A 21,485-nucleotide genomic window follows, 5' to 3' on the forward strand; every position below is an offset into this window, starting at 1 on the left:
AGCATTAGCCGGGCATAAGTCCGGAGCATTCCGATGACGCTAGAATTGACCGCACAGGACCGATCCATGCTCGACGGCGGGCAAGGCCCATCCGCCGCCGCTGCGATGAAGATCCTCGTCGCCTTCTCCAACGCCATTGGCGCAGGCAGTCTGCTCGACATATCAGGCGCTCACATCGATGGTTGCCTCTACCATGGCAAGGCCGGGCTCGATTTCGTCGAACGGCTGGTCGAGGGCGGCGGCCGCGTGCAGGTGCCGACGACGCTGAATGTCGGCTCGTTCGACCTCATCCATCCCGGTATGGTGAAGATGCCGGCGGCAGAGGAAGTGCCGGCGCGGCGGCTGATGAAGGCGCATATGGAGCTTGGCTGCCAGGCGACCTTCACTTGCGCGCCGTATCAGACGCGGTTTCGGCCTGAATTCGGGCAACAGATCGCCTGGGGCGAATCCAATGCCATCGTATTCGCCAATTCTGTGATCGGCGCGCGCACCAATCGCTATGGCGATTTCATCGATTTGTGCTGCGCCATGACCGGACGTGCACCCGCCTGGGGCCTGCATCTCAGCGAAAACCGGCGCGGCAGAATCCTGTTCGAACTGGACATCGCCGAGGCCGAACCAAGCGACAGCCTGTTCGTCGGTGTCGGGCTGATCATTGGGCAAGCCAGTGGCGACCGCGTTCCGGTGATCGCAGGCCTGCCGCAGCCACGTGACGAGGACCAGTTAAAGGCGCTGGGCGCGGCGGCGGCAACGACGGGTGCCGTGGCTTTGTTCCATGCGGTCGGCATCACGCCGGAGGCCGGAACGTTCGATGAGGCCTTCCAAGGCGAGGCGCCGGATGAGACGATCCGTATTACCCGTGCCGATCTCGATCATGCGCTGGCAAGGCTGTCGATGGTGCCCGACGGCGCGCTGCTCTCGGCGGTCTCACTGGGCACGCCGCACTTTTCGCATGAGGAGTGGATGCGCCTGTTGCCGCTGCTGCGTGAGGCAGCACCGGGCCGGGGCATCCCGATCTATGTCAACACCGGTCGCGCGACGCTGACGCGGCTGCAGGAGGAGGGCGCGCTTGCCGGCATGGAGGCTTTCGGCCTGATCCCTGTCGCCGACACCTGCACCTATGTCACCTCCATCCTCGAGCGGCTCGACGGCGTGGTGATGACCAATTCCGGCAAATGGGCGCATTACGCGCCGGGCAATATCGGCGTGACCGTCGCCTTCGCCGAGATGAAGGATTGCATCCGCTCCGCGGCGGTCGGGCATGTCGTGCGGAGCGCCTCATGACGCAGCCGGTTGCAACGGGAGCCGTCGAACGGCCGGGCACTTTCCAACTTGCCGGCGAGGCCGATGGGCTGGCTCTGATGTTCTCGCAGCCGCTCAGCTTCTGGGGCGGCATCGACGCCGAGACCGGCGACATCATCGACCACTCCCATCCCGGCCTCGGCCAGAACGTAGCCGGCAGGATCCTGGTCATGCCGAGCGGGCGCGGCTCGTCCTCCTCGTCCTCCGTGCTGGCCGAAGCGATCCGCCGGGGGACGGCGCCGGCCGGTATTCTTCTAGAGCGGGCGGACCCGATCCTGGCGGTGGGGGCGATCGTCGCCGAGTTTCTTTACGAGATCCGCATGCCGCTGGTGGTGTGCGATATTGCCGGACTTGTGTCCGGCGACAGGATCGCGATCAGCACAGCTGTGGATGGCCTAGCGATCGTTGCGATTCAACCCGCCATCAATTCAGCAGTACCCACCAATGAAATCCTTTAGATCTCCGGGATGTTTTCCTTGAAAATCACCTGCAGCCTCGGCTGGTGCAATTCATAGGGCAATCCCCGCACCGCATGGGTCAGAGTGTTGAGCGCCTCGCGGGCCTCGACGCGCGGATTCTGGTCGATGACAGCGTCGAGCGTGCCGTCGAGCAGAAGGTCCTTGGTGCCATCCGTTACTTCATGGCCGAGGAAGACCATGGATTGCGCGCGGCCGCGCTCCTTGAGCGCGCGGGCGATGCCGGTGTTGCCGGCGCCGACATTGTAGATCGCGGCAAGATCGGGGTGCCGGTCCAGAAGCGCCGATGCCTCCGAATAGGCTTTTTCGCGGTCGTCGAGCATTTCGCGCATCTCGACGATCTCGAGATTGGGTGATTCCTCGGTCAATATGTGGCGGAATCCCATCTCGCGCTCCTCGTGTCCGCGATAGGACAGCGAGCCGGCGAACAGCGCCACCTTGCCGGGACGTTCCGGCCCCATGAAACGGTTGAGCAGATAGCCGGCCAGCCGCCCGGCGGCGCGGTTGTCGATGCCGATATAGGCGACCCTCGGCACATGCAGGATGTCGGAGGCGATGGTCACCACCTTGATGTCGTTGGCCGACAGCGAACGGATCGCCTCGCGCACCGTCGGATGGTCGAGCGCGATGACGCCGACGCCTTGCGTCTGTCCGCGCAAATCCTGCAGCAGGCGGGCGAGCCGGTCGGGATTGAAGCCCTCTATGGTGGCGATGTGGACGTCGAGATCGGGTCGCCCCAAAGCCTGCGTCTCGATGTGTCGGTGTAGCATCTTGATGAAGGAATTGGTGCCGGCCGGTAGCGCGAAGTCGAGCCGGATGACCTCGCCGGGCAAGGCGCGCGGCGGCGTCCCGTTCGGGCCTTCGGCGATGTAGCCGAGGCGCTGCGCCATTTCGAGCACGATCTCGCGCGTGCGCGCCCGCACGCCGGGCCGGTTGTTGAGCACGCGGTCGACGGTGGCGGCGGAAACGCCGGCTTCCCGGGCTATGTCAGTCAGGGTGGAACGCACCGTCTCTCATCTCCTCAACGCACCAGGATCACGCAATGTCGGCAGCCGGCCTGATGGCCACGACTCCTCGCCATCGGCGATTCTGATGGGAAATGATGTATCCGGCCTTGGCCGAAGCGCAAGCCGTCGGGCTAAATCAGGTCGCCCGGCACTGCTGTTCCGGGGCGGGAAGTGACATTTCCCATCAAATCGAGGCATCTGGAGCGGTATAGGGACCCCGGTATGACGCATTTCCTCGCCCCATTGCGATGTTGTGAGGTGTTTTGATTAGTTATGATGTTGACAGCCTTCCTATACTGCCGTCAATATCCCTCATGGGCTCGTGGAGGAAACGTGAGCCCTGAGGGAGGAAACCCAATGTCTGATCTGATCCGCATATCGCGACGCCGGTTGCTGGCGTCCGGAGGAAAGGCGGCGGTGTTCGTCGCCGCCACAGGTATCGCACCGCAATTCATTCGTCCCGGCCGTGCCTTCGCTGCCGACGCATTGGCGCCAGGCATGATCGGCGGCCCGACGGGCTTCGAGGGCGCCGAGCGTTATCAATATGGCGCCGACACGCCGGAAGGCCGCGCCATCGAGGCGGCCAAGGCGCTGAAGGGCGCCGGCAAGGCGCCGGCCAAGATCGTGCTCGGCCTGTCGGACGGCTCGATCGGCCAGCTGACGCAGCCTTTCCCGGCCGGCGCGCCGTCGATCAAGGAGTTGTGGGAAAAGGAGACCGGCATTCCGATCGAGATCGTCGGCCTGCCGAACGGCCAGGAATTCACCAAGACTATGCAGGACATCTCCACCAAGGGTGGGGCCTATGACATCTATTCGACCGAATGGAACCGCCTCGGCGACCTCGCCGAAACCGGCGGCATCGCCAAGCTCGACGACTTCGTCGCCCAGTACAAGCCCGAATGGGACGATCCCAAGACCGGCTATGTCGATGGTGCCAAGGGTGTGTCGCTGCTCAACAAATATCGCGGCTCGAACTATGGCGTGTCGCTGGACGGCGACTTCCAGACCTGGGTCTACCGCTCCGACCTGTTCGGCGACGCCGCCGAGCAGAAGGCTTTCAAGGACAAATACGGCTACGATCTGGCGCCGCCGAAGACATGGAAACAGCATGGCGACATCGCCGCCTTTTTCCAGCGTCCGGACAAGGGCCTGTTCGGCTCGACCGACCTGCGCAACCAGGGCTGGGGCTACACCAACTGGTACCAGCGCTATGTCTCGATGGCTTCGCCCAACCAGTTCCTGTTCGGCGATGACGGCAAGCCGCTGATCAATTCCGAGCACGGCATCGCCGCCACCAACGAATATGTCGCTTCGCTCGCGCACCACTCCCCGGATGCGATCTCCTGGGGCTGGCCGGAACAGTACGGCAATTTCGCCAAGGGTGGTGCGGCGATGACCTGCGCCTTCTCCAACCTGCCGAAATTCCTCGACAATGCCGGCAACAAGGATCTCGGCCGTCACCGGCAAGATCGGTTCGATGCTGCCGCCCGGTCGCGAGATCGACGGCAAGCTAATCAGCCGCTCGGTGCTGTGGTTCTCGCTGACCGGCATGGTATCGGCGCAGTCAAAGAACCAGGAGGTCGCCTATCTCTTGCTGCAATGGCTGGGCTCGGCCCGCATCTACGCCTGGATGAGCGCCAATCCCGGCGGCTATCTCGATCCATTCCGGCTTTCGGATTTCTCCGATCCGCTGGTGCGCCAGACCTATCACGCCTACCACATGGATGTGGTGCGCGAGACGGTCGCCCGCACGGTGCCGACCATCAACTATCCCGGCGCCACCGCCTTCCACAACGCTCTAGACGAAAACCTCATGGCCTCGCTGACCAAGGCCAAGACATCGGAGCAGGCGATGGCCGACACCGAGACCGAGTGGAAGAAGATCGCCCGGCGCATCGGCGAGGACAAACTGCTCGAAGCCATCAGAACCAACAAGGAGGCCTGGCCGACCGTTCTCGATCCGATCAGCTGATCCGTCTCCCTGGATCAGAGCCGGAGGGGAGGGGCGAAAGCTCTTCCCCTCCGCACTCAACGCCACCAGCAAAAGCAGCCAGATGAAGCGTTCCGTTCCTTTCGAGATATTCCGCTACGCCGCGATCCTCGCGGCGATGGCGGTGACGCTGGTGCCGATCCTGTGGATGGTGTCGATGGCCTTCAAGCCGATCGCCGAATGGTCGGCGACCGGTGCCGACCTGACATGGTGGCCGAAGAACCCGACGCTCAGCAATTTCCGCTTCGTCTTCGGCGAATCCACCAACAGCCTGATCGTCGCGCTCGACCGCACCGCGCTGAAGCCGATCCTGTCGTCGCTGCTGTCGGCCGTGTTCGGCACCGCGATCGCCATGTCGGCGGGCACGGCCGCGGCTTACGGGCTGTCGCGCTTCGGCTCGGGTCAGAACCTGCCGCTGGCACTGATCCAGCTCAGGCTGTTTCCGCCGATGGCGGTGATGATCCCGGTGATGATCATGTGGGCCTTCCTGAACTTCACCGACAGCTGGTGGGGCCTGGCGCTGATCTACGGCATCGTCACTCTGCCCTTCGCCTTCTGGCTGATGAAGACCTTCTTCGACGACATGCCGCGCGAGATCGAGGAAGCGGCACTTGTCGAGGGCTGTTCGCGGCTGCGCGTCTTCACCCGCATCACGCTGCCGATGATGCGCGCGCCGCTCGCCAGTGCCGCCCTCTTCGTCTTCATCCTCAATTGGTCGGACTATCTGATCGCGCTGCTTTTGACGACGCGCGAATGGGTGACGATCCCGGTCTACATGGCCTCACTGTCGTCCTCGATGACCGGTCAGCTCTATGGCGCCAAGGCGGCGCTCGGCTTGATCGCCGCCGTGCCGCCGGTGATCATGGGCATCGCCATCCAGCGCCATCTGGTGCGTGGGCTGACGTTCGGGGCGCTCAAGCAATGAGCGCGGTGACTGTGACCATTTCGGAGGACGACATGGGCGCCGCGCGTGCGAAGCCGGCCATGCGTGACGAAGGGGCACGGCTGGGCTTCCGGCTGACGCTGCCGGCGCAGATCCTGGTGCTGTTCATCTCGGCCTTTCCACTCTTAATGCAGCTCTACATCAGCGTCACCGACTGGTCGCCGCTCTCGGGTCTCGGCTGGTGGAATGCCTGGGAGATGTGGAACAGTTTTGCCAACTACACCGATCTTGCCGCCGATGCACGCTTCTGGAGCGCGCTGAAGCGCACGGCGATCGTCATGATCGTCTGCGTGCCGGCGGAGTTCCTGCTGGGTCTCGCGCTGGCGACGCTGTTTGCCGACGATTTTCCCGGCAAGCGCGTCTTCTATTCGATCCTGCTGATGCCGATGATGGTGGTGCCGGCGGTGGCCGGCTACATGTTCTTTATGCTGTTCCAGTCGGGCGGGCCGGTGAACGACATCCTGTCAGCCCTGTCAGGCACGCAGGTCACCATCGCCTGGCTGTCGGATCCGACCCTGGCGCTGATCGCGGTGATGATCGCCGACATCTGGCAGTGGACGCCGCTGATGTTCCTGATCCTGCTCGCCGGCCTGGTCGGCGTGCCGGAGGACCAGATCAAGGCGGCGACCTTGCTCGGCGCCAATCCGTGGCAGCGCTTTACCACCATCGTGCTGCCGAAGATGAAGACCATCATCATCATCGCGCTGGCGATCCGGGTAATCGAGAACTTCAAGATCTTCGACACGCTCTACATCATGACCGGCGGCGGTCCCGGCGTCGCCACCGAAACGATCTCGGTCTACATCTACAAGGTCACCACGCAGGATTTGATCTGGGGCTATGTCGCGGCAATCGCGCTCGCCATCCTGGTCGTGCTTTCCATCGTCGCCGTGTTCGCCATGAAGCGCATGGCGCGGGCAAGGCAGGTGACGGCATGAGCACGATCCAGCTGCGCAACCTCACCAAGACATTCGGCGATTTCACCGCGCTGAAGACCATGGATCTCGACATAGCGGATGGCGAATTCATGGCGCTGCTCGGGCCATCCGGCTGCGGCAAGTCGACGACAATGAACATGATCGCCGGCATGGAGGAGCCGACCAGCGGCAAGATCCTGTTTGGCGAGCGCGACATGGCCGGCGTGCCGATGGGGCGACGCGGCGTCGGCTTCGTCTTCCAGAACTATGCGATCTTCACCCATATGAGTGTGCGCCAGAACCTTGCCTACGGGCCGAGGATGCGGGGCGCCGCCAAAGCCGAGATCGACCGCCGCGTCGGCGCCATCGCCGAGCTGCTGCAACTGACGCCGCTGCTCGACCGCAAGGCCGACCGGCTCTCGGTCAACATCTTGCAGCGCGTGGCGATCGGCCGCTCGGCGATCATGGAGCCGGCGATCTTCCTGCTCGATGAGCCGCTGTCCAATGTCGATGCCGCCTTCCGGGCTGTGATGCGCACCGAGCTGAAACAGTTGCAGCGTCAGTTCAGGCAGACCATGGTCTATGTCACCCATGATCAGCTCGAAGCCATGACCATGGCCGACCGCATCGCCGTCATGGACCATGGCGTGCTGCAGCAGGTCGGCACGCCGCTCGAAGTCTACAACAATCCGGCCAATGTCTTCGTCGCCCGCTTCATCGGTGCGCCTGGCATGAACCTGCTCAAGGGCAAGCCGGCGGAAAGTGATCGCGGGCTTGTCGTCGATCTCGGGCCGCTGGGCATCACGCCGCCGCTGCCGGACGAGCTCGCGGCCACCTTGCGCGGCGCACGCGGCGATGTGCTCTACGGCTTCCGGCCGGAGCAGGTGGCGCTGGCGCAGGATGGGCGCGGGCTTGCCATGCCTGTCACCTTCGTCGAGCGCATCGGTGCGCGCACCATCGTCCATCTCGGAGAAGGCGGGGGCGCCGTGAAAGCGGTCTTCGACAATGATGTCGGGTTGTCGATCGGGCAAACCGCGGTTGTCGCCCCCGACGCGTCGTCGGTACGTGTCTTCGATGCCGCCTCTGGTGTTGCGATGAAGGCAGGTTGAGATGGCTGACATCGTCTTTCGCAATGTGACCAAGCGCTACGGCAACACACTCGCCGTCGACGACGCCTCGTTCACCGTCAACGACAACGAATTCTTCTGCTTTTTCGGGCCGCCTCTGTCGGGCAAGTCGACGATCCTGCGCCTGGTGCTCGGGCTGGAGGCGCCGGACACCGGCGAAATCCTTATCGGCGGCAAGCCGGTCAACGCGGTGTCGCCGGCCGAGCGCAATGTGGCAATGGTGTTCCAGAACCTCGCGCTGTTCCCGCATATGAGCGCGCTCGACAATGTGCGCTTTCCGCTGGTCGAACGCGGCGTCGCCGAGCTCCAGATCAAAAAGCGCGTCGCCGACGTCGCCGCCAAGCTGCATATCGGCCACATCCTGCACAAGCCGCCGGCGCAGCTCTCGGGCGGCGAGCGGCAGCGTGTGGCGATCGCGCGTGCGCTGGTGCGCGATCCCAACGCGTATCTGATGGACGACCCGATCTCGGCGCTCGATGCGCGGCTGCGCGAGGAGACGCGCGTCGAGCTGAAGCGCATCCAGCGCGAGCTCGGCAAGACGCTGATCTATGTCACCCACGACCAGGAAGAGGCGATGTCGATCGCCGACCGCATCGCCATATTGGAGAATGGCAGGATCAGGCAGATTGGCGCGCCAGCCGAAATCTATGACCGACCGGCCAGCACCTATGTGGCGCGGCTGCTCGGCTCGCCTGTCATGAATATCCTCAAATCGGCGCGCGGCGAGGGCGGCGTCGAAGCGGCCGAAGGCACGATCCGCATCGCCGACAAAGCTGCGCCCGTTGATGCTGTCGAGATCGGGCTGAGGCCGGAAGACATCAAGGTCAATCCGTGGGCGGATGGGGGCCAGGGCCGCCCGGCGCGGGTGTTCGAGGTCGAGCCGCTCGGCGGCTACACCGTCGTGACGCTCGCCGCCGGGCAGGCGCGGCTGAAGGCGTTGCTGCGCGGCCAGCCCGACATCAGGCCCGATGCGATGGTGGCGATATCCTGCGAGCCGGCCCGCGTGCATTATTTCGGGCAAAGCGGAGGCGCGTTGGCGAGATGATTGCGGCCGCGAGGACAGAATTTCGGGAGGAAAGCATGGCAGCCAAAGGCTTCGAGCCGGACGTGAAGGTCCGCACCAAGGAATACAAGATCGGCTGCGTCGGCGCCGGCATGATCATGGCCGAGTGCCATCTGGCCGCCTACAAGGAGGCCGGATTTCCCGTGGTGGCGATCGCCTCGCGCACCCCTGCGAACGCGCAGAAGGTTGCGACACGCTGGGGCATCCCGACCGTGCACGACACGCCGGAACAGCTGATCGAGGACACCAACGTCGAAATCATCGACCTTGCCTTTCCGCCCGACCTGCAGCCGGCGCTGATCCGCCATGCGCTGAAGCAGAAGCATATCAAGGCAATCCTCGCGCAGAAGCCTCTGGCGCTGTCGGTGGAGGAAGCCGTCAAGCTGCGCGACGAGGCGGCGAAGGCCGGCAAGATCCTCTCGGTCAACCAGAACATGCGCTACGACCAGTCGATGCGCGTGCTGAAGCAGATCATGGACAGCGGCGCGCTGGGCGACATCGTCTTCGCGCAGATCGACATGCACGCCATTCCGCACTGGCAGACTTTTCTCGAGGATTATGACCGGCTGACGCTTGCCAATATGAGCGTGCACCATCTCGACGTGCTGCGTTTCCTGTTTGGCGACCCCGCTGAGATCACCACGCTGACGCGCAAGGATCCGCGCACCAAATTCGACCATCTGGACGGCATTACCGTGTCGACGCTGCGCTTCCCGTCCGGCGTACTTGCCGTGTCGCTGGAGGATGTCTGGTCCGGCCCGCGCCAGGACGGCTACAAGGACGACCAGCACATCAACTGGCGCGTCGATGGCACAAAAGGTGTCGCCAAGGGCACGATCGGCTGGCCGACAGGGGCAGCCTCGACGCTGACCTATGCCTCGGCCGAGACCACTGGCGGCGAGTGGGTGAGCCCAAGCTGGGACACGATGTGGTTTCCGCATGCCTTCATCGGCGTCATGGAGCAGCTGCAGCACGCGGTGAAGACCGGCACGCCGCCGGCGCTTTCCGTCGCCGACAACGTCAAGACCATGGCGCTGGTCGAGGCGGGCTACCTCTCGATGGCGTCGGGCCGCACGGTCAAGCTTTCCGAAATCGCTATCTGATCACCGCAACTGAAACACCAGACAACTGAATCGCTTACAGGGAGGAATTCACACCATGATGCAGGCAGGTATTTTCACGGGCTATTTCCCGTACGGCCTCGAAGAGACGGCGAAGAAGATCCGCGGCCTCGGTTTCAACACGGTGCAGCTCGACCTGCACTTCAAGGATGTCGACCTGTCGGCCGGCCAGATCACCAAGGACAAGGCGAAGAAGGTGCGCGATGTCTTCCGCGACCACAATTTGCCGGTCTGCTGCGTGTCGGGCTACACCAACATCATCCATCCCGACAAGGCCGAGCGCGACAAGCGCGTCGGCTACTTGAAGGAGATCATCCGCAACGCCCGCCATTTCGGCTCGCCTTACGTGATCTCGGAAACCGGCACCTACAACACCGAATCCGACTGGGTGCATCACCCCAAGAACAAGACCGAGGAAGGTTTTGAGGAATGCCGCAAGGTGATCGCCGACCTTGCCCAGACAGCCTACGACCACGGCGCTGTGTTTCTGCTCGAAACCTATGTCAACAACGTCGTCGGCTCGGTCGAGGAGACGGTCAAGATGTTCGCTCAGGTCGACCACCCCGGCCTTGGCCTGTTGATGGATCCGACCAATTATTTCGAGACGCACAACATCGACAAGATGGACCAGATCCTCAATCAGGTGTTCGACACGCTGACCGACAAGATCAAGATTGCGCACGCCAAGGACGTCAAGCGCTCGGGTGGCGACAAGTCCGAGAAGCACGCCGATATCGGCGACGAGGATGCGCTGGAGAGCCATACGTTCCGTGGCGTCGGCGAGATCGAACTGCCGGCGCCGGGTCTCGGCTCGCTGAACTATGATCTCTACCTCAAGCGGCTGGCTGAGAAGCATCCGAACATCCCGGTCATCATCGAGCACCTCTCGGAAGACGACGTGCCGCGCGCCAAGACATTTCTCGACGGGAAGTTCCGCGCCAACGGCCTGTGATGGCTCCAAACAGAGGGAGGAAAGCATGTTGAAATTCGTTTGGAAATTGGCGGCCGCCGCGACGGTGTTCGCCGGCGTCGCCCTCGGCACGGCTGCACAGGCGCAGGATGGTCAGAAGACCTTCTATCTGCTGTCGCATGGCGGTCCGTCCGATGCGTTCTGGATCGACTGGAACGCCGGCGCGACCAAGGCGTGTGACCAGCTCAAGGTGACCTGCAAGATCTCCTTCAGCGGCGGCGACATGGCGGCGCAGAAGGAGGCCTTCAACTCGGCATTGGCGGCGAAGCCCGACGGCATTGCCACCACGTCGGCGCAGCCGGGCCTGTGGACCGAGGAGGTCAAGGCAGCCAAAGCGGCCGGCATCCCGATCGTGTTCTTCAACACTGACGATCCGGCGACGGGCCGCCAGGCCTATGTCGGCGCCGACCTCAAGGAAGCCGGCGTCATCTGGGCCAAGTACCTGGTCGACCACAAGATGGTGAAACAGGGCGACAAGGTGTTCCTGCCGGTGGAAGTTCCCGGCGCCAGCTATCAGCAGCTGGAAACCGAAGGCATCGCCAGCGTGTTCGATCCGTTGGGGATCAAATATGACGTCGTCGATTGCGGCACCGATCCGGCCGGCATCATCGCCAAGATGACCGACTACATGGTCGCCAACAATCCGCCGGCGATCATCGCGCTCGGCGATTCCGTGGCGGCCAGCGTCAAGCGGGTCTTCGACGGCGCGGGCGTGCCGGCGGGCAAGATCCCGGTCGTCGGCTGGGGCAATTCCAAGGAAACGGCGCAGGCCGTCAAGGACGGCTTCGTCAACGCTGCCGCCTGGCAGTACCCGTCGGCGCAGGGCTTCATGCCGGTGGCACTGCTCGGGCTCGCAGCCTCGGGCGAACCGATAGGCTACGACATCCACACTTTCGGTCTCTACGACGCCTCCAGCGTCGACCCGATCCTGAAGCTTTACGACAAGAAGTGAGAAAAGCAGCGCCCGCTGCGAAAGCGGCGGGCGTCTTTCAAGCATGGTTCAAACAGTCATGACGATCGCCGCTGAAGACGAGATGCCTGTCGGGAAACGCAGATCGAGCCTGATACGCTCGCCGCAATTCTCCTCGCTCGTCATCCTCATTGTCCTGCTTGCAGTATTCGCTATCGCGGATCGCAATTTCCTGTCGCCGCTCAACATTTCCAACATGATGGCGTTCCTGCCAGAGCTAGGCATCATCGCGCTCGGCATGACGTTGCTTTTGACGGCGGGCGAATTCGACCTGTCCGTCGGCGCCGTGTTCGGACTGGCGCCGGTGGTGGTGATGCTGCTGGTGCAGAACGGCGGCTGGGATATCGGCGTCGCCCTTCTGGCCGGGCTTCTCCTGTGCATCGCGATCGGCGCGATCAACGGGCTGATCGTCACCAAGATCGGCATTTCATCTTTCCTGGTGACGCTGTCCATGCTGCTCGTCGTGCGCGGCGCAGCACTCTACATCACGCAAGGGTTTCCGCTGAAATCCTGGGACCAGCCCGGCTTCTTCGTGACGCTGCTGGCCGGCAGCTTCAATGTCGGTTCGTTCCGCTTCTACACCTCGCTATGGTGGTTCATCGGCCTGTCGCTGTTTGCGATCTACATCCTCCGCTACGCTAAGCTTGGCAACTGGATCAGCGCCATCGGGTCCAACCGCAACGCGGCGGTGGCGCGCGGCGTGCCGGCGGACGCCGTCAAGATCTGGCTGTTCATCGCCACCTCGGTGCTGGCTGGCCTTGCCGGCATGATCAGCGCCTTCCGCATCTCAGCCGCCTCGCCGGTAGCCGGCACCGGCTACGAACTCGAAGTGATCGCCATGGTGGTTGTCGGCGGCACGGCGCTGACCGGTGGGCGCGGCACGATCCTCGGCACCATCGTCGGCGCGCTGATGTTGCGCGCCATCCGCAACGGCATCGTGCTGATCGGCGTGCCTGGGCTCGCTTACAACATCTTCGTCGGCCTCATCATCCTGGCCATGCTCATCCTGCACGCTTTGCTGCAGAAGAACGCCGCAAGGAGCTGACGATGGAAGTGCTTCGGCTGCAGAATTTGCAAAAATCTTTCGGCAGCGTGCGCGCGCTGAAGAACGCCTCGCTGACCCTGCGGGAAGGCGAGGTGGTAGCGCTGCTCGGCGACAATGGCGCCGGCAAATCGACGCTGATCAAGGCGATCTCGGGCGTATTCCCGGTCGATCGTGGTGACATCTTCGTGCGCGGTGCGAAGGTCTCGATCCGTTCGACCCGCGATGCGATGGACCTCGGCATCGAGACCATCCACCAGGACACGTCGCTAGCGCCGGATCTCAGCATCGCCCGCAACCTTTTCCTCGGCCGCGAGCCCGTCAATTTCGGCTGGCTTGGTGTGTTCGCACCGCTCGATCTGGCGAAGTTGCGCAAGGCCGCTTCCGAATTGCTCAAGCGCGTCGGTATCTCGAAGAAGCTCGACGCCGATGCACTGGTTTCGACGCTGTCGGGCGGCGAACGCCAGTCGATTGCCATTTCGCGCGCCATGCAATTCGCCGCCAAGGTGATCATCCTCGACGAGCCGACCAACAATCTCGGTGTCGAGGAAACCCATGGCGTGCTGCGCTTCGTCAAGGAGGTGCGCGACGCCGGCCATTCGGTGCTCTTGATCACCCACAACATCCACCATGTGTTCCAGGTCGCGGACCGCATCATCGTCATGCGCCGCGGCGAAATCGTCGCCGAACAGATCGTCGCCGACACCGACCTCTTGACCGTGGAAAGCATCATCACCGGCGCCGACATGTCGGCCCTGCTCAAGGAGGCGAGGGCAAAGTGAAGGGCGTCGCATGGTAGAGCTTTACGGCAAGACGCTGTCGCGACGGCAAGTGGCCGAGCGGTCCGGCATGCTGTCGCAATTCGCCGGCGTGCGGCTGATGACGCTTGGCGATGGCGTGGAGCGCGGCATCCGCATGCTGGAGTTTCGCACCGGCTCGGGCCTGCGCTTCACCGCGCTGGTCGACCGGGCGCTTGATATCTCTGACTGCGACTTCAAGGGCCAGGCGATCGGCTGGCATTCGCCGAGCGGCTTCCGCCATCCCGGCCTGCACGATTATGAAGGGGAGAGCGGGCTCGCCTGGGCACGCTCCTTTTCCGGCCTGCTCGTCACCTGCGGCCTCGACCACATATTGGGCCGGGAGGAAGTGCCGGCCGACAGCTACAATTATCCCGGCAAGAAGACCGTCACCCATTCGCTGCACGGCCGCGTCGGCGCGATCCCGGCGCGGCTGACCGGCTATGGCGAGCGCTGGGATGGTGACCGCTGCGTGCTGTGGGCCGAAGGCATCGTCCAGCAGTCGGCGGTGTTCGGCGAGGACCTGCATCTCATCCGGCGCATCGAGGCCGATGTCGGCGGCAACGAGATCCGGCTTTCCGACCGTGTCGTCAACCACGGCTTCAACCGCACGCCGCATATGTATTTCTACCACGTCAATGTCAGTCATCCCTTGCTCGACGCGGGCTCGCGCTATCTGGCGCCGATCCGCGACGTGGTATGGGCCGGCCATGCAGGCGAGCACTACGAGGCACAGAAGGTCGGCTACCGCACGGCGCCGGCGCCGCAAATGGGGTTCAGCGAGCAGGTCTGGCAGCATGAGATGGGCGCCGACGCAAAGGGGCAAGTGCCGGTGGCGGTGGTCAACGACCGGCTCGGCCTCGGCTTCGAAGTGGTGACGCGCAAGGACCAACTGCCCTGCGCCTATCAGTGGCAGAATTTCCAGGCCGGGCAGTATGCGCTGGGCATCGAGCCCTCGACCCATCATGTGCTCGGCGATCTCGCCGCGCGTGAACGCGGCGAGATGATCTGGCTGGAGCATGGCGAAGCCCGGGCCTACGATGCGGTGTTTCGTGTCCTCGATGGCGCCGGGGAGATTGCGGCGGCGGAAGGCAGGATCGGCGCGATCGCCAGGCAGCCGCTGCAGGATTATCCCAGGCCGTCGGGAAATTTTCCGAGATTGGGGGCATGATGCGACAGGAATGCTCCGGCTGGCGGGCCGGAAACCGGAGGTCGGTGTGATGGGCAACAAGCGCGATTACAGCCTGGTCGGCGAAAGCACGCGGGCCGCCATAAAGACCGGCCTGGCTTCGGCCGAGTGGTACCACACCGACGTGCCGCGCAAGGCGATGAAGGAGCTGATGCAGCGCTCCGACGGCCCGGCGATCCGCGACACCATCATCTGGCTAGCTGTCATTCTGGGCTCGGCTGCCGGCATCGTCTGGTTCTGGGGCTCCTGGTGGGTGGTGCCGTTCCTGTTCGTCTATGGTGTGCTCTACGGCTCGTCGAGCGACTCGCGCTGGCATGAATGCGGCCACGGCACGGCCTTCCGCACGCGCTGGATGAACGACGTCGTCTACCACATCGCCTCCTTCATGCTGATGCGCAATCCCGTGCAATGGCGCTGGAGCCATGCCCGTCACCACACCGACACCATCATCGTCGGCCGCGACGCCGAGATCGCCGTTATGCGGCCGCCGGACCTGTTGAAGGCGGGACTGGCCTTCACCGGCATTCTCGACTTCCGCTATTCGCTGCCAACGCTGGTGCGCCAGGCCTTCGGCACGTTGTCTGAGGAGGAGAAGAGCTATATCCCGGAGATGGAACAGCAGAAGGCCGTGGTCGCCGCCCGCTGGCACGTCGCCATCTATATCGCGACGATCGCGCTTGCGATCGCGCTGCAGTCATGGATACCGCTGGTGCTGATCGGCCTGCCGCGCCTTTACGGCACATGGCACATGGTGACGACCGGTTTGCTGCAGCATATCGGCCTTGCCGACAACGTCATCGACCACCGGCTCAACACCCGCACCGTCTACATGAACCCGATCAGCCGGTTCATCTACTGGAACATGAATTATCATGTCGAGCATCACATGTTCCCGATGGTGCCGTATCATGCGCTGCCCAGGTTGCACGAACTGATCAAGCACGATCTGCCCGAGCCGAACCCGTCAATGTGGCATGCCTATCGCGAGGTTTGGCCGGTTCTGCTCCGGCAACTGAAATACGAGGATTTCTATCTCATGCGCGAATTGCCGCCGACGGCCAGGCCCTATCGCGGCGAGTTCCACGAGGTCGATATGTCGGCGGCGGCCGAATAGCGGTCGCGAATTCCTGAGGAGACCGAGATGCCCGATTGGGTTGAAGCGTGCGCGGTGGATGATGTCGAGGAAGAAGACGTCATCCGCTTCGATTATGGCGGCCGGACCTTCGCGGTCTACCGCTCACCGGATGACGCGTTCTTCGCCACCGACGGCTACTGCACGCATGAGAAGGCGCATCTGGCCGACGGGCTGGTGATGGACGAGATCATCGAATGTCCGAAACACAATGGCCGCTTCAACTACAAGACCGGCCAGGCCAAGGGCGCGCCGGTCTGCGTCAATCTCGCGACCTATCCGGTCAAGATCGAGGCCGGTAAGGTCATGATCCAGATCTGAAAACGTGGCGACCGATCGGGCGCCGCGTCAAGCAAGCACAGAGGGACGTTTTCATGAGCCGAAAGAGACCGACCGTCGCCGATCTGCGCGCGATGAAGGGCAAGCGCCAGCTGACCATGCTGCGCGTGCTCAACCTGGATGAGGCGGAGGCCGCTGAACGGGCAGGGGTCGACATCGTCTCGGTGCCGCCCGAACTGGTGCTCAACCCGCAATACCGCGATGCGGCGCCCAGCCTGTTCACCATGCCGGGCGAAAACTTCTTCGAGATCGGTACGGCGGATGATTTTGTCCGCTGGTCCTTCCGGCTCTACAAGGCCGGCGCCGACGCGGTCTATTGCAGCGCCGGCTATGCCACGATCAAGCGTATGGCGGACGACGCCATTCCCGTCATCGGTCATGTCGGCCTCATTCCGTCCCGCGCCACCTGGACCGGCGGCTTCAAGGCGGTCGGCAAGACCGCCGACACCGCCATCCAGGTTTTCGAAGCGGTGAAGCAACTGGAAGCGGCCGGCGCCATCGGCGCCGAGATCGAGGTCGTGCCGGTCGAGGTGGCCAAGGCGATCTCGGAGCGCACCTCGCTGATCATGCTGTCGATGGGGGCGGGCACCGGCTGCGATGCGCAATATCTGTTCGCCGAGGACATTCTTGGCCAGAACCGGGGCCACATGCCGCGCCACTCCAAGGTCTATCGCAACTTCGCCGCCGAATATGACCGGCTGCAGGCGGAGCGGGTGGCGGCATTTTCCGAATATGTCGCCGACGTCAACAGCGGCGCCTATCCCGAGGACAGGCACGTCGTCCACATGGACCCGGCCGAGCTCAGCCTGTTCATGAAAAAGGTGGACGCAAAGAGCTGATTACTCGGGGTCTTTGCTGGCCGCCGCAGCGCCTTGCCACGTTCCGTCGGCGAGCATGGCGTGGAGCACCTCGGCGTCAGCCCCCAGCGGCCGGTCCTCCTTCAGCATCGATACATGGGCGCGCACCGCCGCATAGATCGCACCGGTGCGTGGTGCCAGCGTCAACCCTTCACGCAGGTCGACGGCCTGGGCGGCGGCCATAAGCTCGAAGGCGATCAGCCGCCGCCACAGCGCGATCATGCCGGCGCATTTCGATACGGTGAGAAGCGACTGGGTCGCGTGGTCCTCGACGCCTTCCGAAACGGGCAGGAAGTCGAGCATCACCGGATTGGCCTTGTGGCGGATGGCGGCCAGGATCGACGTCGCCGTCTTCTGCAGCGGCACGAAACCGGCCGAAGCGCCGCCGATGGGCGACAGATATCTGGTCAGGCCATTGCGGCCCGAGCCGCTGAGCTGGATGAAGCGGGCGACGCTCGCGGCGGCGCATTGCGCGATCGCCAGGCCGAGCGTCTCGAAGGCAAGCGAGAGTGCGGCCGTGTGGAAATTGCCGGTCGACAGCACCAGTTCGTCATCGCCCAGCACCAGCGGGTTGTCGGCGGCGGCATTGAGCTCGATCTCGACGGCACGCTTCGCCTGGCCGATCGCCTCGATCAGCGCGCCATGGATCGACGGCATGCAGCGGATCGACAGCGGGTCCTGAATAGTGGTCGGCGCCGGCGCCTCTTCGCGAGCAAGCAGATCGTTCAGCGCCTTGGCGGCTTCCTGTTGGCCCGCCGCCGGCCGCGCCATCTGCAGGCGCGGATCGAGGATGGTGCGGTTGGCGCCGAAACCTTCCATGGTCAGCGCGCCGGCCTGCTGCTGCTGGGCCAGCGCCGACAGCGCATCCGTAACGCAAAGCGCGCCGCTGCCGGCGGAGACCGCCGAGGCGTTGATCAGCGACAGCCCGTCCTTGGGCGCCAGGCTGATCGGGGCGAGGCGGGCCATCATCAGCGCCTTGGCCGCCGGCATGCGCCTTCCCTGATAATCGGCCTCGCCTTCGCCGATCAGCACACGGGCAAGCGCGGTCATCAGCACGAGGTCGCCGGCGCCGATCGAGCCGAGCGACGGCATGACCGGATGGACGCCAGCGTTGAGCGCATCGACCAGGGCAACAAACACGGCGGGCGAAAGGCCGGAGCCGCCGGCTGACAGCATCGCCAGGCGGGCGAGCATGGTTGCTCGCACGGTCTCGACCGGCAACGCTTCGCCGACTGCGCCGCTGCGGCCTTCCAGGAGCTGGCGCTGGAAGGCGCTAGCGTCGCCTTCAACGGAGGTGCCGAGATTGGCGCCGAGGCCGGTGTTCAGGCCATAGATCTGCTGGCCGGAGGCGGCGGCCTGGTCGAGCACTTTTCGCGCCTTCTCCAGCCTGCCGATGATTTCAGGTCCGATCTCCACCTTGCGTGCGTCACGGGCGACGCTGGCGACATCGCCGACACTGACGCCGGCTCCGGTGAGGACGAGCGCGCTCATGCGAAACGCAGCCTTTGGCCGATGCCGTTTTCGCCTGCCTTGGCGAGCATCGCCTTGCCCAGCGCAATGTCGGACAGCGACAGGCCGCGATGCCAGAACAGGATGGTTTCGTCGTCGCTCTGCCGACCCGGCTTGAGGCCGGCGGCGATCTGGCCGAGTTCGGCATGCAGCGTCTTTTCGCTCAGACGTCCGGTCTCGACATGGGCGCGCAGTGAGCCGAACTTGCCGCCCTTGCACTGGCCCCAGTCGTCGACCACCATTTTCTGCATGATGTCGGTCAGCGACAGCTCCACCGCACTCATCGTGCCATAGGGCACGACCAGTGCGCCAGGCTTGATCCATTCGGTCTTGAGCAGCGGCTGCGGCTCCGGCAGCCGCGAGGCCTCGACGACGATGTCGGCTCCTTCCACACAGCTCTTCCAGTCGGAGACGGCCGTCACCGTCTTGCCGAGATCGGCCGAAAGCTTGGCGGCAAAGCCGCCGCGGCTTTCCGGGCGGCGCGAATGGACGCGGATCTCGTCGAAGTCGAAGACATGGTCGAGCAGCCGCACATTCCAATAGGCGGTGCCGCGCGCGCCGATATGGGCGAGCACCTTGGAGTTCTTGCGTGCCAGATGCTTGGCGCCGATGGCGGTGACGGCGCCGGTGCGCATGTCGGTGATGACGGTGGCGTCAAGGATGGCACGCGGCGTGCCGGTGCGCGGATCAAACAAATTGAGGATACCGAATTCCGAAGGCAGGCCATGCAGATAATTGTCGACATAGTCGCCGACGATCTTCACGCCCGCCGTGTCGAGCGGCGCCACGTAGCCGCGCAGCACGTTGAAATGGCCGTGGAAGGATGGGTCCGGCTCAAGATGGACGCGCGGCTCGATCACAGTCTGCCCGTTGCCTTGCGCGATAAGGCCTGCCTCGACAGCGGCAATGATTTCGCCATCGGTCATATCTAGCGCTTCAATGTCGAGGGCATTGAGATAATCGATATAGATGGGCTTCATTTTACGCGCATGCTTTCCTCGGTCCACCCCTCCCATCCCATAGCAGGCCGCGGCGTGACACGAAAGTTTGTTGCGCTTTGTCTGGACGCTGCCGGCTAAATGCTGTTCAAACCGAACCGACATGACTGCCATTCCCGACACCGAAGCCTTAGCCGAAACGGCCACCAACGCGCGGCGCGTGGCGCTGATCGTTGCCATCGCCTTCTTCATGCAGCTGCTGGATTCGACGATCATCTCGACCTCGCTGCCGCAGATGGGTGAATCCTTCGGCGTGCCGGCGGTGGCGATGAGCATCGGCATCACCGTCTACATGCTCACCATGGCGGTGTTCGTGCCGCTGTCGGGCTGGCTCGCCGACCGCTTCGGCGCGCGCAACATCTTTCTCGTGGCGATCGCGCTGTTCACGTTGGCCTCACTTGCCTGCGGTTTCTCCGGGAATCTGACCCAATTCGTTGTCGCCCGCGCCGTGCAGGGGCTGGGCAGTGCGCTGATGACGCCGGTCGGCCGCATCCTCGTCCTGCGCAATGCCTCTAAGTCCGAACTCCTCAACGCCACCGCGCTGATCACCTGGCCGGCGCTGTTCGCGCCCGTGGTCGGTCCGGTGCTCGGCGGCTTCATCACCACCTACCTGTCCTGGCACTGGAATTTCTTCATCAACATCCCGCTTGGGCTGATCGGGCTGGCGCTGGTGGCGCGGTTCATCCCCGGCGACCGCGAAGCAGATCCCAAGCCATTGGACTGGCCGGGATTTTTCCTGACGTCGCTGGGGCTCGCCTGCCTGCTCTACGGCCTCGAGCGCATCGCGCATCCCGAGGACGGCGTGCTGTCGACGGTGCTGCTGATCGCGGCGGGCATCGTCATCGGCTGGCTGGCGGTCCGGCATCTCCGGCGCGCTCCCCATCCGCTGCTTGATCTCTCCTCGTTCAAGGTGCTGACCTTCGCCATCTCGACACTTGCCGCCGGCACGATCTTCCGGGTGGCGATCAATGCCACGCCGTTCCTGTTACCGCTTCTGTTCCAGGTCGGCTTCGGCCTCTCGCCCGTCGATGCCGGCCTGATGATCCTGGCCTATTTCCTCGGCAATCTCGGCATGAAGACGGTGACGACGCCAACGTTGCGGCGTTTCGGCTTCCGCTCGGTGATGGTGGTCAACGGCATCATCGCCTCGGCCTCGATCATGGCTTGCGGGGCAATCTCGCCGCAGACGCCGCAGGCACTGGTGGTGGCGCTGATGCTGATCGCCGGCCTGTCGCGCTCGATGCAGTTCACCGCTCTCAACACACTGGCCTTCGCCGATATCGATGCGGCGCAGCGCAGCTCGGCGGCGACGCTGTCGTCCATGCTGCAGCAGGTGGCGATGCTGTTCGGCGTCGCCGTGGCGGCGGCGATCCTCAATCTGTCGCAGATCGCCAGGGCGCAACCGGCGCTCGACCTCGTCGATTTTCGAATCGCCTTTCTCGTCATCGGCGCCATCGGGCTGGTCGCGGCACTGCGTTTTCTGGTGTTGCCGCCCGCCGCCGGGGCGGAGGTTTCCGGGCATGAAGCTCGGAATTGAAATCGAGTTTCTTCGCCCGATGCGGAGATAAATTCCACCTCATCCTTTCGCCTTGATGCTCTCCTTTCGCGAATGACTGCGATGGCGCAATCGATTGCCAAAAACGCAGGAGTTTCCGGGCATTGCGCCAGTTTCGGCAATCGATGCGTCCACTCGGCGAATATCGACACCAAGCCTCGTTCTGAACGCAGATTCATTT

General features: G+C 63.8%; 20 protein-coding genes. 17 read left to right on the top strand and 3 right to left on the bottom strand.

Annotated features, from left to right (window positions below; translation table 11 throughout):
- The first annotated feature begins 33 nt into the window (after nt 1-33).
- Complete coding sequence (locus AC56QX_RS17970; protein WP_497109731.1) at nt 34-1,284, top strand: aconitase X; 1,251 nt, start codon at nt 34-36, stop codon at nt 1,282-1,284.
- Complete coding sequence (locus AC56QX_RS17975) at nt 1,281-1,760, top strand: aconitase X swivel domain-containing protein (protein WP_497109732.1); 480 nt, start codon at nt 1,281-1,283, stop codon at nt 1,758-1,760. Before AC56QX_RS17970 ends, AC56QX_RS17975 begins: the two co-directional genes overlap by 4 nt.
- On the opposite strand, the gene AC56QX_RS17980 is transcribed toward AC56QX_RS17975, so the two are convergent.
- A complete protein-coding gene (locus AC56QX_RS17980; RefSeq protein ID WP_497109733.1) occupies nt 1,757-2,785 on the bottom strand; it encodes a LacI family DNA-binding transcriptional regulator in 1,029 nt (342 codons plus the stop codon). The two genes, AC56QX_RS17975 and AC56QX_RS17980, sit on opposite strands and share 4 nt — an antisense overlap.
- A 357-nt stretch (nt 2,786-3,142) precedes the next feature.
- On the opposite strand from AC56QX_RS17980, the gene AC56QX_RS17985 reads away from it, so the two are divergent.
- The 14 genes from AC56QX_RS17985 to AC56QX_RS18050 are packed head-to-tail and all read left to right on the top strand — an operon-like array spanning nt 3,143 to nt 17,224.
- The gene (locus AC56QX_RS17985; protein WP_497109734.1) at nt 3,143-4,843 is read left to right on the top strand and encodes an ABC transporter substrate-binding protein; all 1,701 of its coding nucleotides are present in this window, start codon (nt 3,143-3,145) and stop codon (nt 4,841-4,843) included.
- Nucleotides 4,840-5,700, top strand: coding sequence for a carbohydrate ABC transporter permease (locus AC56QX_RS17990; protein ID WP_023769530.1), 861 nt, complete (start codon nt 4,840-4,842; stop codon nt 5,698-5,700). The genes AC56QX_RS17985 and AC56QX_RS17990 overlap by 4 nt, the downstream gene beginning before the upstream one ends.
- Nucleotides 5,697-6,656 (top strand): carbohydrate ABC transporter permease, encoded by a 960-nt coding sequence (locus AC56QX_RS17995; protein WP_497109735.1) that lies wholly within the window; start codon nt 5,697-5,699, stop codon nt 6,654-6,656. The genes AC56QX_RS17990 and AC56QX_RS17995 overlap by 4 nt, the downstream gene beginning before the upstream one ends.
- The gene (locus AC56QX_RS18000; protein ID WP_497109736.1) at nt 6,653-7,744 is read left to right on the top strand and encodes an ABC transporter ATP-binding protein; all 1,092 of its coding nucleotides are present in this window, start codon (nt 6,653-6,655) and stop codon (nt 7,742-7,744) included. Before AC56QX_RS17995 ends, AC56QX_RS18000 begins: the two co-directional genes overlap by 4 nt.
- A gap of 1 nt (nt 7,745) precedes the next feature.
- Nucleotides 7,746-8,807: an ABC transporter ATP-binding protein gene (locus AC56QX_RS18005; RefSeq protein WP_497109737.1), complete on the top strand. Its 1,062-nt coding sequence runs from the start codon at nt 7,746-7,748 to the stop codon at nt 8,805-8,807.
- 35 nt (nt 8,808-8,842) lie between these two features.
- A complete protein-coding gene (locus AC56QX_RS18010; protein ID WP_497109738.1) occupies nt 8,843-9,928 on the top strand; it encodes a Gfo/Idh/MocA family protein in 1,086 nt (361 codons plus the stop codon).
- A gap of 55 nt (nt 9,929-9,983) precedes the next feature.
- Nucleotides 9,984-10,898: a sugar phosphate isomerase/epimerase family protein gene (locus AC56QX_RS18015; protein WP_497109739.1), complete on the top strand. Its 915-nt coding sequence runs from the start codon at nt 9,984-9,986 to the stop codon at nt 10,896-10,898.
- A 25-nt stretch (nt 10,899-10,923) separates the two neighbouring features.
- Nucleotides 10,924-11,868 carry a sugar ABC transporter substrate-binding protein gene (locus tag AC56QX_RS18020; RefSeq protein ID WP_497109740.1) on the top strand — a complete coding sequence of 315 codons (945 nt, stop codon included), beginning with the start codon at nt 10,924-10,926 and terminating at the stop codon, nt 11,866-11,868.
- A gap of 58 nt (nt 11,869-11,926) precedes the next feature.
- The gene (locus AC56QX_RS18025; protein ID WP_497109741.1) at nt 11,927-12,931 is read left to right on the top strand and encodes an ABC transporter permease; all 1,005 of its coding nucleotides are present in this window, start codon (nt 11,927-11,929) and stop codon (nt 12,929-12,931) included.
- A complete protein-coding gene (locus AC56QX_RS18030) occupies nt 12,928-13,710 on the top strand; it encodes an ATP-binding cassette domain-containing protein (protein WP_497117798.1) in 783 nt (260 codons plus the stop codon). The genes AC56QX_RS18025 and AC56QX_RS18030 overlap by 4 nt, the downstream gene beginning before the upstream one ends.
- Nucleotides 13,711-13,720: 10 nt before the next feature.
- Nucleotides 13,721-14,896, top strand: coding sequence for an aldose 1-epimerase family protein (locus tag AC56QX_RS18035; protein WP_497109742.1), 1,176 nt, complete (start codon nt 13,721-13,723; stop codon nt 14,894-14,896).
- 49 nt (nt 14,897-14,945) lie between these two features.
- Nucleotides 14,946-16,028 (top strand): fatty acid desaturase family protein, encoded by a 1,083-nt coding sequence (locus AC56QX_RS18040; RefSeq protein ID WP_497109744.1) that lies wholly within the window; start codon nt 14,946-14,948, stop codon nt 16,026-16,028.
- A 27-nt stretch (nt 16,029-16,055) separates the two neighbouring features.
- A complete protein-coding gene (locus AC56QX_RS18045) occupies nt 16,056-16,367 on the top strand; it encodes a MocE family 2Fe-2S type ferredoxin (protein WP_497109745.1) in 312 nt (103 codons plus the stop codon).
- Nucleotides 16,368-16,420: 53 nt separating this feature from the next.
- Nucleotides 16,421-17,224 carry a 3-methyl-2-oxobutanoate hydroxymethyltransferase gene (locus tag AC56QX_RS18050; protein WP_497109746.1) on the top strand — a complete coding sequence of 268 codons (804 nt, stop codon included), beginning with the start codon at nt 16,421-16,423 and terminating at the stop codon, nt 17,222-17,224.
- On the opposite strand, the gene AC56QX_RS18055 is transcribed toward AC56QX_RS18050, so the two are convergent.
- Both AC56QX_RS18055 and AC56QX_RS18060 read right to left on the bottom strand, forming a co-directional pair.
- Complete coding sequence (locus tag AC56QX_RS18055; RefSeq protein WP_497109747.1) at nt 17,225-18,733, bottom strand: HAL/PAL/TAL family ammonia-lyase; 1,509 nt, start codon at nt 18,731-18,733, stop codon at nt 17,225-17,227.
- Nucleotides 18,730-19,731, bottom strand: a complete 1,002-nt coding sequence (locus AC56QX_RS18060) for an ornithine cyclodeaminase family protein (RefSeq protein ID WP_497109748.1) — start codon at nt 19,729-19,731, stop codon at nt 18,730-18,732. Before AC56QX_RS18060 ends, AC56QX_RS18055 begins: the two co-directional genes overlap by 4 nt.
- A 121-nt stretch (nt 19,732-19,852) precedes the next feature.
- Between AC56QX_RS18060 and AC56QX_RS18065 the strand changes: the two genes are divergently transcribed.
- Nucleotides 19,853-21,286 (top strand): DHA2 family efflux MFS transporter permease subunit, encoded by a 1,434-nt coding sequence (locus AC56QX_RS18065; RefSeq protein WP_497109749.1) that lies wholly within the window; start codon nt 19,853-19,855, stop codon nt 21,284-21,286.
- Nucleotides 21,287-21,485: the final 199 nt, after the last annotated feature.

The sequence above is a fragment of the Mesorhizobium sp. RCAM 06353 genome (assembly GCF_059683585.1).

Coding starts and splice junctions, on each gene's coding strand:
- AC56QX_RS18045 (WP_497109745.1), top strand. CDS start 16,056: ATGCCCGATTGGGTTGAAGCGTGCGCGGTGGATGATGTCGAGGAAGAA.
- AC56QX_RS18065 (WP_497109749.1), top strand. CDS start 19,853: ATGACTGCCATTCCCGACACCGAAGCCTTAGCCGAAACGGCCACCAAC.
- AC56QX_RS17970 (WP_497109731.1), top strand. CDS start 34: ATGACGCTAGAATTGACCGCACAGGACCGATCCATGCTCGACGGCGGG.
- AC56QX_RS18050 (WP_497109746.1), top strand. CDS start 16,421: ATGAGCCGAAAGAGACCGACCGTCGCCGATCTGCGCGCGATGAAGGGC.
- AC56QX_RS17995 (WP_497109735.1), top strand. CDS start 5,697: ATGAGCGCGGTGACTGTGACCATTTCGGAGGACGACATGGGCGCCGCG.
- AC56QX_RS18060 (WP_497109748.1), bottom strand. CDS start 19,731: ATGAAGCCCATCTATATCGATTATCTCAATGCCCTCGACATTGAAGCG.
- AC56QX_RS17990 (WP_023769530.1), top strand. CDS start 4,840: ATGAAGCGTTCCGTTCCTTTCGAGATATTCCGCTACGCCGCGATCCTC.
- AC56QX_RS17975 (WP_497109732.1), top strand. CDS start 1,281: ATGACGCAGCCGGTTGCAACGGGAGCCGTCGAACGGCCGGGCACTTTC.
- AC56QX_RS18025 (WP_497109741.1), top strand. CDS start 11,927: ATGACGATCGCCGCTGAAGACGAGATGCCTGTCGGGAAACGCAGATCG.
- AC56QX_RS18055 (WP_497109747.1), bottom strand. CDS start 18,733: ATGAGCGCGCTCGTCCTCACCGGAGCCGGCGTCAGTGTCGGCGATGTC.
- AC56QX_RS18015 (WP_497109739.1), top strand. CDS start 9,984: ATGATGCAGGCAGGTATTTTCACGGGCTATTTCCCGTACGGCCTCGAA.
- AC56QX_RS18040 (WP_497109744.1), top strand. CDS start 14,946: ATGGGCAACAAGCGCGATTACAGCCTGGTCGGCGAAAGCACGCGGGCC.
- AC56QX_RS17985 (WP_497109734.1), top strand. CDS start 3,143: ATGTCTGATCTGATCCGCATATCGCGACGCCGGTTGCTGGCGTCCGGA.
- AC56QX_RS18035 (WP_497109742.1), top strand. CDS start 13,721: ATGGTAGAGCTTTACGGCAAGACGCTGTCGCGACGGCAAGTGGCCGAG.
- AC56QX_RS18005 (WP_497109737.1), top strand. CDS start 7,746: ATGGCTGACATCGTCTTTCGCAATGTGACCAAGCGCTACGGCAACACA.
- AC56QX_RS18010 (WP_497109738.1), top strand. CDS start 8,843: ATGGCAGCCAAAGGCTTCGAGCCGGACGTGAAGGTCCGCACCAAGGAA.
- AC56QX_RS18000 (WP_497109736.1), top strand. CDS start 6,653: ATGAGCACGATCCAGCTGCGCAACCTCACCAAGACATTCGGCGATTTC.
- AC56QX_RS18020 (WP_497109740.1), top strand. CDS start 10,924: ATGTTGAAATTCGTTTGGAAATTGGCGGCCGCCGCGACGGTGTTCGCC.